Origin of the sequence: Crocosphaera sp. UHCC 0190 (assembly GCF_034932065.1) — a bacterium.
In the GTDB taxonomy this organism is placed as follows: Bacteria; Cyanobacteriota; Cyanobacteriia; order Cyanobacteriales; family Microcystaceae; genus UHCC-0190.
Genome location: NZ_JAYGHP010000002.1, coordinates 431,933 through 443,673, shown reverse-complemented (window position 1 = coordinate 443,673; position 11,741 = coordinate 431,933). Strand labels below are relative to the sequence as shown.

At 36.0% G+C, this 11,741-nt stretch carries 10 protein-coding genes; 7 read left to right on the top strand and 3 right to left on the bottom strand.

Features of this window, described 5'->3' with window-relative positions:
- Positions 1-19: 19 nt before the first annotated feature.
- Both VB715_RS05220 and VB715_RS05215 read right to left on the bottom strand, forming a co-directional pair.
- Positions 20-205: a type II toxin-antitoxin system RelE/ParE family toxin gene (locus VB715_RS05220; RefSeq protein WP_323300132.1), complete on the bottom strand. Its 186-nt coding sequence runs from the start codon at positions 203-205 to the stop codon at positions 20-22.
- The gene (locus VB715_RS05215) at positions 202-390 is read right to left on the bottom strand and encodes a hypothetical protein (protein WP_323293131.1); all 189 of its coding nucleotides are present in this window, start codon (positions 388-390) and stop codon (positions 202-204) included. Before VB715_RS05215 ends, VB715_RS05220 begins: the two co-directional genes overlap by 4 nt.
- A gap of 207 nt (positions 391-597) precedes the next feature.
- On the opposite strand from VB715_RS05215, the gene VB715_RS05210 reads away from it, so the two are divergent.
- The 7 genes from VB715_RS05210 (at position 598) to VB715_RS05180 (ending at position 10,731) form a co-directional block, all read left to right on the top strand.
- Positions 598-1,017 (top strand): DUF2513 domain-containing protein, encoded by a 420-nt coding sequence (locus tag VB715_RS05210; protein WP_323300131.1) that lies wholly within the window; start codon positions 598-600, stop codon positions 1,015-1,017.
- Positions 1,018-1,460: 443 nt separating this feature from the next.
- Positions 1,461-2,804, top strand: a complete 1,344-nt coding sequence (locus tag VB715_RS05205; protein ID WP_323300130.1) for an esterase-like activity of phytase family protein — start codon at positions 1,461-1,463, stop codon at positions 2,802-2,804.
- A gap of 201 nt (positions 2,805-3,005) precedes the next feature.
- Positions 3,006-4,391: a cytochrome P450 gene (locus tag VB715_RS05200; RefSeq protein WP_323300129.1), complete on the top strand. Its 1,386-nt coding sequence runs from the start codon at positions 3,006-3,008 to the stop codon at positions 4,389-4,391.
- 85 nt (positions 4,392-4,476) lie between these two features.
- Positions 4,477-7,464 (top strand): UPF0182 family protein, encoded by a 2,988-nt coding sequence (locus VB715_RS05195; RefSeq protein ID WP_323300128.1) that lies wholly within the window; start codon positions 4,477-4,479, stop codon positions 7,462-7,464.
- Positions 7,465-7,499: 35 nt separating this feature from the next.
- The gene (moaA, locus tag VB715_RS05190) at positions 7,500-8,489 is read left to right on the top strand and encodes a GTP 3',8-cyclase MoaA (protein ID WP_323300127.1); all 990 of its coding nucleotides are present in this window, start codon (positions 7,500-7,502) and stop codon (positions 8,487-8,489) included.
- 23 nt (positions 8,490-8,512) lie between these two features.
- The gene (locus VB715_RS05185) at positions 8,513-9,883 is read left to right on the top strand and encodes a DNA cytosine methyltransferase (protein ID WP_323300126.1); all 1,371 of its coding nucleotides are present in this window, start codon (positions 8,513-8,515) and stop codon (positions 9,881-9,883) included.
- A 32-nt stretch (positions 9,884-9,915) separates the two neighbouring features.
- Positions 9,916-10,731 (top strand): TdeIII family type II restriction endonuclease, encoded by an 816-nt coding sequence (locus VB715_RS05180; RefSeq protein WP_323300125.1) that lies wholly within the window; start codon positions 9,916-9,918, stop codon positions 10,729-10,731.
- A 10-nt stretch (positions 10,732-10,741) separates the two neighbouring features.
- On the opposite strand, the gene VB715_RS05175 is transcribed toward VB715_RS05180, so the two are convergent.
- The gene (locus tag VB715_RS05175) at positions 10,742-11,734 is read right to left on the bottom strand and encodes an aspartate carbamoyltransferase catalytic subunit (protein WP_323300124.1); all 993 of its coding nucleotides are present in this window, start codon (positions 11,732-11,734) and stop codon (positions 10,742-10,744) included.
- Between the last annotated feature and the right edge of the window lie 7 nt (positions 11,735-11,741).

Genomic DNA, 11,741 nt, shown 5'->3' with positions numbered 1-11,741 from the left:
GATAATGTCCTTCAATAATTTATCGAATTTGTTTTTCTTCAAATTCTGGTACAATACGACCCGATAGGGGAAACATTGCAATCTGTTCGGAAAGTTTGGTTAATCTTTCAACCTGTCTTTGAGCATAATAGGTTGAATTTTGAGCAATGTAGTTATAAATAGAAGATAGATGATTAACTGCTGTTTGAGTCCAAAAAACTTTCACTTTGACAATCCAAATTTTGCTTTAACTTCTTCCACAGAAATAACTCTCCCTGCTTCACTATCGCTTAATCCTGATTCGATTGATTGTCTAACATAAATTTCGTACATTAAGTCATCCCAAGAGGAATTTTCAGGCAAATTTTCGATTAATTTTTGTGCTTTCTGTTTAACGGTTTGAGTTTCCATCGCTTTTACTAATACTGATCACGAGTTTGTTAAACTTTATTCTATCATAACAGTTAGTTAGAAGATAAGTGATAATACTTAGAATTATGATAAGGCGATCATTCCCTTCATGACACTTTTGAGTAAGTTTGTTATATTAGTAAGGTCGGGAAAAAGAAATTTTTACTGACAGGTTGCAATTTTATGAATTTCTTATAGGAGCGAAATATGAAGCGTGATTGGAATTTGTTTGTTGATATTTTAAAAGATATAGAATCTTCTTCATCCGGTAAAGTTTTTCTTGTTTCAAATCATTCTTCGAGCTTTAAGATTACTTATACTTTCAATTATATCAAATTTAGTATTGAACAATATGAACTTCAAGAAATTTATGACCATGTTTTACTTCTAAAAGATGAGAACTTAATTGAAATAGAACATCTTAAAACAATATCCGGTGGAATAAAAACTTTAATTATTCATCGTTTAACATCGGAAGGTCATAACTTTTTGGATAAAACGCGGGATAAAGATAAGCTTCAAAAAGCTATAAAATTAATTAGTGAAAAAGGTGGTGGTGCAATTAGTGTAGGACTTATTACTCAAGTTCTTTCCGCATTAGCTAAACAAGGACTTGGATTAAATTAAGTTTAAATAAAAAAGTAGGGTGGGCAATGCCCACCTTACAAATCAATCATTTATCATCAATTAATTGTTTATTTTTTTCATTTTTCTTGTTCAATTCTGCTCTCCCGACATCATGGGGAAAAATGTTTGTTTCTGTTACATTGTGGGCGCAAGCATTGCGCCCCTACAGTGGAATAAATTCCGTTTTTGTAGGGGCGTATCGCATACGCCCTTTGTTCGATAAATCAAATAATTGTTTATTTTTTGTGTTTTTCTAGTTCACTTTTTTGATGATTTTTTTGACAAAATCTAAAATAATTTAACAATAATATAATCTTAATCAATTATTAATTTTCATGTTCTATAATCCTCCTGGTCTTTTATAAATAGACTGTTAGTTAAACAGTGAGGAGTTTATGTTAAAACTAAAATTGTCATCGTGTATTTTAGTCCTTTTAGGGGCTATGATCACCCAATCAAATGCCCTAGCTAGTGAATTAGTCGGACGAGCAGTATTAGACGCTAATACCTTTGCTCCAGGGCCAACATCAGGACAATTTATTGCCCCATCTAATGGGTTTATACCACCTTTTGTAAATCAAGAACCCGTACAAGGATTTTCTGCTATTTTACCAGGCCCAACTGCCAATACTTATCGAGTAATGGAAGATAATGGGTTTGGAAGTAAAGCGAATTCTGCTGACTCAGTTTTGCGTTTTTATACCGTTGAAATAGACTTTAATACTGGAGAAGTATTTGCGGCAAATTGGCAAACTGGGGCTAGACTTCCTAGCTTTACAGAAGATAGTATTTTGCAGTTAAACGATCAAAATAATCTGATTAATTTTGACATTGTTGCTGACTTAACAAATTATCCTAATTCAGCCATTCCAGTTGATGCTAATATCGTAACAAATCGTTGGTTAACTGGGGCAGATTTTGATATAGAATCCTTCCGTGAAGCCCCTGATGGAACATTTTGGGTAGGGGATGAATTCGGCCCCTTCTTACTTCATTTTAGTGCAGATGGCACGTTACTAGAAGCCCCTATTTCTATTCCTAACTTACTAGGATTAGATGCAAATCCATTTGTACAATCTCCTGATAATCCTAACCTAACAACAGCGAATTTACCTCGTTCTAGGGGATTTGAAGGAATGGCTATTAATACTAGTGGAACCAAACTTTATCCCCTGTTAGAAGGGCCATTAACCTCCGATCCACAACGCGATCGCTTGTTAATTTATGAGTATGATTTAGCAACTTCTCAGTTTACCGGAAATTCTTTTAATTATCGTCTAGAAAATCCCACAGAAACCGGACAGGCGATCGGCGACTTAACTGCTATTAGTGACACGGAATTTTTGGTGATTGAAAGAGATGGAAAACAAGGAGATCCTAATAATCCTTTATTTTCTGATCCTGCTCAATTCAAACGTATCTATAAAATCAACATTAATGAAGTTGATCAAGATGGGTTTGTCAAAAAAGAATTATTAGTGGATTTGTTAGATATTGCCGATCCTAATAATATTGGTGGCAATGGCACCACTGATGGAATATTTACATTTCCATTTGTCACCATTGAAGCAATTTTACCCATTGATAAAAACACTTTGCTGATCACCAATGACAATAACTTTCCTTTCAGTGTGGGACGTACTCCAGGACAAGCAGATAATAATGAATTTATTCTAGTTTCTATTGCTTCTGTTCCTGAGTCTAACCCATCTCTGGGACTTCTCCTCTTAGGTGGTTTAGGGTTAATTTTAAAGACTAAAAAACCAACCAAGTCTAATAAAGATTAAACCATACAGACTGAAGTCTAATACTATAGAAACCAAGTCTCCGAAGGGAGACTAAATTAAACCCGCGTAGGCGGGTTTTGTCTGTATAGCTTAACCCTTAAGGGTTTGAGCCTATATTTTTTAATAGTTTTACATAGCAGGTTCGGTAGAGCCGCTTTGTTATAATTTAAGAAGTTATAGCAATTCCTGAAAATAAGTTTGATGAAAATAATTCCTGGTTCTAAAACCCCTAATTTCTTACAACGTCTGCAATGGATTTTTGATCCCGTCAGTTTTTTAGAAAATAACCAGGCTCAATATCCTGATATATTTATGGCTAGTGGGATCGGTTTTGGCGATCGCGTGATCATGACTAGCGATCCTCAAGCAATGCAAGAAATTTTAACCAACGATCGCAAACAATTTAACGCACCTAGCGGATTTAATAGCATTTTGCGGCACGTTGTGGGAGATTCTTCTACTATGTTAATAGAAGGCGATCGCCACCGAAAACGTCGTCAATTGGTGATGCCATCTTTTCATGGGGAACGTCTCAAAGCTTACGGAGACATGATCACCCGTATTACCCATGAAGTCATGACTCAACTGCCTATAGCTGAGCCGTTTCTCGCCCGAAATACCATGCAAAGTATCTCCCTACAAATCATTATAGAGACAGTATTCGGCATTACTCAAGGGGAACGCTACCAACAAATTAAACAGCTATTTGGGGAGTTAACTGAATTATTTGAGTCCCCTCTAACTTCCTCCTTTCTTTTCTTCTCCTTTTTGCAACAAGACTGGGGAAAATGGAGTCCTTGGGGTAAATTTTTGCGTCAGCGACAACAAATAGATAATTTAATCTATGCAGAAATTAGCGATCGCCATGCTAACCCAGATCCCAACCGCACCGATATTTTATCCTTATTGATGGCAGCAAGAGACGAATTCGGCAACCCCTTAACTGACGAAGAATTACGGGATGAACTGATGGGGTTATTGTTAGCAGGTCACGAAACCACCGCAACAGCTATGTCCTGGGCTTTGTATTGGCTTCATTGTACCCCAAAAGTCAAAGAAAAACTGGGTCAGGAATTAGCCAGTCTTGGAGAGTCTCCTGATGCAATGGATATTGCACGTTTGCCTTACTTAACAGCAGTTTGTAATGAAACATTAAGGATCACTCCGGTGGCTATGTTAACCTTTCCCAGAGTGGCTCAAGAACCTTTAGAAATTATAGGATATCCTATTAAACCAGGGGACATCGTAATGGGTTGTATGTATCTTACTCATCAACGAGAAGATCTTTATCCTAACCACCATGAATTTCGTCCAGAAAGATTTTTAGAGAGACAATATTCTCCTTATGAATTTATTCCCTTTGGTGGTGGGGTAAGACGTTGTTTAGGGGAAGCTTTGGCACAATTTGAGATGAAATTAGTGTTAGCTACTATTATGACTAACTATCAACTGAAATTAGGGGATACACGACCCGAAAAATTACAACGACGAGGTGTAACTTTAGCACCCGCAAGAGGCGTTAAAATGATTTTTCAAGGAAAACGTCAACCGACAAAGATACAGGAATTAGAATTGTCGAGAAGTTAAGATAAAAGTATCAGTTGTTATGGTAGGGGAAAACGGCCGTTTGCCCCTACCAATCCACCTAAACTCCCCACACTCCCCAAACCCCATGGCTAAACTATTAACCCATCCCCTGATTAAATTCATCAGTCTTCTCATCGGAGTCTGGTTAGGGTTTGAAGCATTATCCCATGTCATTATTGAAGGATTATGGTTTCAAGAAGTTGGATATTTAGGAACCTATCTAAAGCGGTTATTTTGGCAATTTGGCCTCTGGGGAGTGACCACCAGCTTATCCCTGTGGTTTTTATGGGGGAATTTACGTCAAGCGAAAATTCGTCAATGGAATGGGGTTCCAGACACCCCCCCATCCTCCAAAAAACGGCGACGAGAACGGGCAAAACCCTTCTCACAATTATTCCCTGAGTCTCGTCCTATCAAGTTATTTTGGTTGCTGTTCGTGGTCTTTGGGTTAGGGGGACTGATGGGGTTGATGTTAATTTATTACAGTCAAGTGGCCTATGATGTCTGGACTCCTGACCTCACCTTACCGAATATTACCCCACCCCTTCCCTCTCCTTTCTTTTTTAACTCTGTTCCCGAACTGCTGTCCCAACTGAGTAAACATCTCTGGAAATTGGGAGTTGTTGCTGGGATTATCATTTGTCTGCTCATTAATCCCCAATTTTGGCTCAATGCCATAGCCGTCCTTTTTAGTTTGGTCTTTGGCTTAGTTTTATCAGGAAATTGGACAAGAATTCTGCAATATTTTCAGTCAACTCCTTTTGGCGAAGTTGATCCTCAATTTGGTCGAGATATTAGTTTTTATGTGTTTAAATTGCCTTATTGGAAATTACTAAATTTTTGGCTAGGAGGACTCTTTCTTTATGGGTTTATTGCTGTTAGTTTGATTTATTTATTATCAGCAAAAAGTCTCTCTCAAGGTAAATTTCCTGGGTTTTCCCGCGGCCAACTTTGCCATTTATATGTCTTGGGCAGTTACTTAATGTTCATTGTCGGATTATATCATTGGTTAGCCCGTTATCAACTTTTATACTCTACACGGGGCGTAGTTTTCGGGGCAAGTTATACGGATGTTCATGTTGCATTACCCCTTGATACTATGGCCGTGATCGCAACGATAACCATTGCTTTCTGGTTATTCATTAAAGGTATCACCGGATCGGGAAAATATCCCAAGGAATCCCTTAAATATTCTGTTTTACCCCGTCTTCCCTTTTCACCCCTTCCCTTCATCTTTTATTTAACCATTCTTCTGGTTATTTTATTCGCCACAGAAGGGGTTCAAAGTTTTGTGGTAGAACCCAATGAATTAGCGAGAGAAAAACCTTATATTGAACGCACTATTGCCTTAACCCGTCGTGCTTTTGATTTAGATAAAATTTCAATTGAAACCCTTAATGGCACCGGAACTTTAACAGATAAAGATCTCCAGAAAAACCGTTTAACGATTAATAATATCCGTCTTTGGGATTCTCGTCCCTTGCTGGAAACTAATCGCCAATTACAACAAATTCGTCTTTATTATAAATTCCTAGATGCTGATATTGATCGTTATACCATTCCCACAGAAATAGACGGACAAAAGCCAATTACAGCCAAACAACAGGTATTAATTGCCCCTAGAGAATTAGACTATAATGCTGTGCCGAAACAAGCAAAAACTTGGGTGAACCAACATTTAATTTATACCCATGGTTATGGCTTTACTCTCTCTCCCGTAAACCGAGTTGATCAAGGGGGTTTACCTTTCTATTTTGTACAAAATATTGGCACATCCAGCAATGAAGGAGAACTACAAACTGCTAGTTCTTTGATTCGATATAGTATTCCCATTGATAATCCTCGCATCTATTTTGGAGAATCTACTGATACTTATATTATGACTAATACAGAGGTCAAAGAATTAGATTATCCTAGCGGTCAAGATAACGTTTACAATGTTTATGATGGTCGAGGTGGTATCAATATTGGATCTTGGGGAAAAAGAATACTATTTTCTGCTTATCTCAAAGATTGGCAAATGTTATTTACACGCAATTTTACGGAGGATACTCGATTAATCTTTCGCCGTAATATTAACCGTCGTATTCGTAAATTAGCCCCTTTTCTGCGCTTTGATCGTGATCCTTATTTAGTCACTGCCGAGGTTAAAAATGATAGTAATTTAGCCAATCAAACAACCCTTTACTGGATAATTGATGCCTATACAACCAGTGATCGTTATCCCTATTCTGATCCAGGCGATCGCCATTTTAATTATATTCGTAATTCTGTCAAAATTGTCATTGATGCTTACAATGGAGATATGAATTTTTATATTGTCGATCCTAGTGATCCTCTGATTCAATCTTGGTATCAAATCTTTCCCAATTTGTTTACACATTTGACGGAAATGCCCCCAACGATCAAAGCCCATATTCGTTACCCTAAAGATTTATTTAATACCCAGTCAGAACGTTTATTAACCTATCACATGGGCGATCCTCAAGTGTTTTATAATCGAGAAGATCAATGGCGTATTCCTCAAGAAATTTATGGGGAAAAACAACAACCCATTGAGCCATATTATTTATTAATGAGTCTCACTAATGATGCTCAAGAATTTATGCTTTTTACGGTTTATACTCCCACCAGTCGCAATAATTTAATTGCCGGATTATTTGCTCGTTCTGATGGGGATAATTATGGTAAAATGTTATTATTTGAATTGCCTAAACAACGAGTTATTTATGGCCCGGAACAGGTTGAAGCATTGATCAACCAAGATCCCGTAATTTCTCAACAAATTTCTCTCTGGAACCGTCAAGGATCAAGAGTAATTCAAGGAAACCTTTTAGTTATTCCCTTTTTTACTGAACAATCTTTACTTTATGTAGAACCTCTCTATCTAGAAGCTGAAAAAAATAGTTTACCAACTTTAGCGAGAGTTATTGTGGTTTATGAAAATCAAATTATCATGGCAAAAACCCTAAATGAAGCCTTAGATTCTATTTTTAAACCCAGTCAAGTAACTCCGTCAACCATTATTCGGAAATTAGAAGGAGATGACGGAACTATTATTCCTCAATCCTAATTAATTAAGCCATATTTTTGCCCAGGAACTTCTCTATGAATCAAGTTGATTATCTCCGTATTAGTTTAATTGATCGTTGTAACTTTCGCTGTCAATATTGTCTACCTCAAGGGGCGCAATTAGATTATATTTTGCGTCAAGAATTACTCAATCATCAGGAAATAATTACCTTACTAAAAACCGTATTTATACCCCTAGGATTTAGTAAATTTCGCCTTACAGGAGGAGAACCATTATTACGCCCTGGTGTGGTAGATTTAGTTCAGGATATAGCCGCTTTACCCGCAACCGAAGACCTGTCAATGACTACCAATGGGTTTTTATTATCATCCATGGCCCAAGATTTATATAATGCGGGATTAAAACGAATTAATATTAGTTTAGATTCCTTAAAACCAGAGACATTTGAGACAATTATCGGTTACAATAAAAGGGGTATTTGGCAACAAACATGGAATGGGATTCAAACCGCTTATCAAGTCGGTTTTGACCCCTTAAAATTAAATGTCGTTGTCATTCCTGGGGTCAATGAAAACGAAATTGAAGACTTAGCTGCCTTAAGTATAGAACGAAATTGGCACATCCGTTTTATTGAATTTATGCCCATTGGTAATGCCGAATTATTCAGCGATAACCCTTGGGTTCCCTCAGAAGAAATAAGACAAAAAATTCGTGATAAATGGGGATTAATGGAGAGTAATATTAAAGGAAATGGCCCCGCAGATGTCTTTAAAATACCAGGTTCAAAAGGAACATTAGGATTTATTAGTCAGATGTCTGAATGTTTCTGCGATCGCTGTAACCGAATGCGTTTATCTGCGGATGGTTGGTTACGGCCTTGCTTATTAAATGAAACGGGACAAATTGATTTAAAAACCCTCTTAAGACAGGGAACAGATACAACAGAAATAAAAGAAAAAGTTGCTCATTTATTACATATTAAACCAGAGATTAATTATAAACAAAGGGACTCAGGAACCGAAACAGGAATTTATCAACGTACCATGTCTCAAATTGGTGGATAATATATTAAGATACTGTTAAGTCTATGAAAACCCATGAAAATCATCAACAACTAGAATTATTTAAGGCTTTTAAGCCAATATCATTAACGTTTTGTCAAACGAAATTTACATTTATTGATTTATTTGCGGGAATTGGAGGATTTCGCATTCCCCTAGAACAACTCGGAGGAAAATGTTTAGGATATTCTGAAATTGATACGGAAGCAATTAAAGTTTATCAAAAGAATTTTATTAGTTATTGTAATTCGGAAGAAATTAACTTAGGAGATCTTACTAGAATTACAAATCTTCCTGATAAGATTGATTTATTGGTTGGGGGAGTGCCTTGTCAACCCTGGTCAATTGCTGGTAAATTAAAAGGGTTTGAAGATCCTAGAGGTAAACTTTGGTTTGATGTGATTAGATTAGTTAAAAATCACCAACCGAAAGCTTTTATTTTTGAAAATGTTAAAGGTTTAACTGAACCGAGAAATAAAGTAAGTTTTGAAAGTATTATTAATCAATTAGAAGCATCAGGATATTGGGTGACTTATGCTATTCTTAATTCCTATGATTTTGGTTTACCACAAGATAGAGATCGAGTTTTTATTATAGGAATCAACAAAATAATTGAAAATTATGCTAATTTTTCTTTTCCCAAACCCTTAGCTAATACTCCTAAACTTTATCAAATTATTCCTGGTATTTCACAACAGAAATTAAATAAAAAGAAATTTGATCCAGATATTTTATTTGAGGGAAAAATTCCGGTTTCTAGAGGTCGTTTTCAAAAAATTGATGAACTCAATGACTTTTTTATGTTTTCAGATATTAGAGATGGTCACACAACAATTCATTCTTGGGACTTAATTAGAACAACTGAAAGAGAGAAAAAAATTTGTCAAATTATTTTGAGGAATAGACGAAAAAAGAAATATGGGGATAAAGATGGTAATCCTTTAACCTTAGAAATTCTACGAGAACTTATCACTAATTTACAAGAAAATGAATTGGAAAAACTAATTAAAAAGAAAATACTAAAAACTGTTAAAGATCAAGGCTATGATTTCGTTAATTCAAAGATTTCTTCAGGAATTAATGGAGTATCTAAAATATTTTTACCTCATTCTGACGTTCTTGCAACTTTAACAGCAACGGGAACAAGAGATTATATTGCGACTCAATCTTTTACTTGTCAAGATCATAAAATTTATAAAGAAAATTTTATTCAAGAAATATATTTTAAAAAGAAATATAAACCTTTATCGAGTCGAGATTATGCTAAGTTACAAGGATTTCCAGATTGGTTTATTTTAGCAGATAATGAAAATACAGCTAAAAAACAATTAGGGAATGCCGTATCAGTTCCAGTTGTTTATCATCTCACTAAATCTTTACTAAAAACTATCCTATAATTTTGATGAGTAACTTAAAAAGAGAGCAGAAAATGAAGCTTGCTATTCAATCTGTCATTCAAGAGATGATGGACAAAGTTATGAATAGAGTGCTTATTCAAGATCCTTTCCTTCCAGAAAAACATAGAGCAGCAAAACCTTTATATGCAGCTTTAGTTCCTGATGAAATTTTTAAAGGTTCACATTTTGAAAGAAGATTTGTTACTCCTTTTGGTAAAGTTTGGGAAAAGTTAGCCGTTGTTGCTGCACAAGAAGGGTTAGGATATGGAATTATGGGTCATACCATTAAAGGATGTATTAAAGCTGAAAGATTAAGACGCATTACAGAAGTTCTTAATAATCTAGAACACCCAAAACTAGATCAACCAAGAATAACCCCTAATTGGAAACAAGAATTATCTTATATTATGAAAGGAAAGGGAGAAAATATTCCGGTTCAAGTTGTTTGTGATATTTATGCCGAAAATCCTTTAACAAAAGAGAAATATGCCTTTGAATTAAAAGCACCTTTACCCAATAGTGATCAAACAAAAGTGAGCAAGGAAAAAATTCTTAAATTACACGCAATGACACCCAAAAAAGTTGATGGTGCATATTTTGCACTTTCCTATAATCCTTATGGTAGAAAAGAAGATTATAGTTGGTCTTTTCCCTCAAGATGGTTTGATATGCAAACCGATGAAGTTGTTTTGATTGGTGACGAATTTTGGGATAAAATTGGAGGATTAGGAACCTATCAAGCCTTTATTTCTGCTATTAATGAAATTGGGGAAGAATACAAAAGCAGAATTTATCAGGAATTTTTAGGCATTGAATCTATTGTTAGTCAACAGGATTTTAAAATCTAGATACTAATAATCATTCAACCATTTCAGAAGAAGTCCCAATCAAAAATAATAAAGCCATTCTCACAGCAATACCACTTGTAACCTGTTGTTGAATTAAACTAAATTGAGGATCATCCATTAAATCAGAACTAATTTCTACCCCACGATTAACCGGCCCAGGATGAAGTATTTTAACATCAGGATGACATAATTGTAAGCGATTTCGAGTCATTCCATACAGTTGATGATACTCTCTTAAACTGGGTAATAAATAATCCGTCATTCGTTCCTTTTGTAAGCGCAAAGTCATGACAAAATCTGCATTTTCCAAAGCAGGTTCTAATTCCCAATGTAAGAATAATTCCCCAGAATGAGAGTCATTTTTCATCCCTTTAAACCATTCAGGAACCAAAGTTGGTGGGCCTACTAAATGGACATTAGCACCTGCTGCTGTTAGACTCCAAATATTAGAACGGGCAACCCTGGAGTGTAAAATATCTCCAACAATCGCAATTTTTTTGCCATTTAATAACTCTAATCGGGGTTTATCACAATCTAATAAAGAACAGATAGTAAATAAATCTAATAACCCTTGGGAGGGATGTTCATGTTGTCCATCTCCCGCATTGAGGATACTAACCCCTGTGTCTAAACGATCCATTTCCGCCGCGATCGCCTGAGGCACTCCTGCCTCTTTGTGGCGGATCACCATGATATTTGTTCCCATGGCCAGATAAGTTTTGGCCGTATCTAAAATGGTTTCTCCCTTGGTCAAAGAAGAACTTCCTGGGGCAAAATTTAAGATATCAGCAGAGAGACGTTTGGCCGCTAATTCAAAGCTGCTACGGGTACGGGTAGAAGGTTCAAAAAACATATTTGTTACTACCAGTCCCTGAAGGGCCGGAACCTTTTTCGTGCGTCGAGACAACACTTCACGGAAACTAGAGGCCGTTTGTAAAAGGGTATCGTATTCATCCTTTACCCAGTCAGCTAACCCCAAAACATGATGTCGAGTCCAAGTCATTTGACAG

Excerpts from the sequence above, each read along its gene's own strand:
- VB715_RS05180 (WP_323300125.1), top strand. The coding sequence starts at position 9,916 with ATGAAGCTTGCTATTCAATCTGTCATTCAAGAGATGATGGACAAAGTT.
- VB715_RS05215 (WP_323293131.1), bottom strand. The coding sequence starts at position 390 with ATGGAAACTCAAACCGTTAAACAGAAAGCACAAAAATTAATCGAAAAT.
- VB715_RS05200 (WP_323300129.1), top strand. The coding sequence starts at position 3,006 with ATGAAAATAATTCCTGGTTCTAAAACCCCTAATTTCTTACAACGTCTG.
- moaA (WP_323300127.1), top strand. The coding sequence starts at position 7,500 with ATGAATCAAGTTGATTATCTCCGTATTAGTTTAATTGATCGTTGTAAC.
- VB715_RS05205 (WP_323300130.1), top strand. The coding sequence starts at position 1,461 with ATGATCACCCAATCAAATGCCCTAGCTAGTGAATTAGTCGGACGAGCA.
- VB715_RS05185 (WP_323300126.1), top strand. The coding sequence starts at position 8,513 with ATGAAAACCCATGAAAATCATCAACAACTAGAATTATTTAAGGCTTTT.
- VB715_RS05195 (WP_323300128.1), top strand. The coding sequence starts at position 4,477 with ATGGCTAAACTATTAACCCATCCCCTGATTAAATTCATCAGTCTTCTC.
- VB715_RS05175 (WP_323300124.1), bottom strand. The coding sequence starts at position 11,734 with ATGACTTGGACTCGACATCATGTTTTGGGGTTAGCTGACTGGGTAAAG.
- VB715_RS05210 (WP_323300131.1), top strand. The coding sequence starts at position 598 with ATGAAGCGTGATTGGAATTTGTTTGTTGATATTTTAAAAGATATAGAA.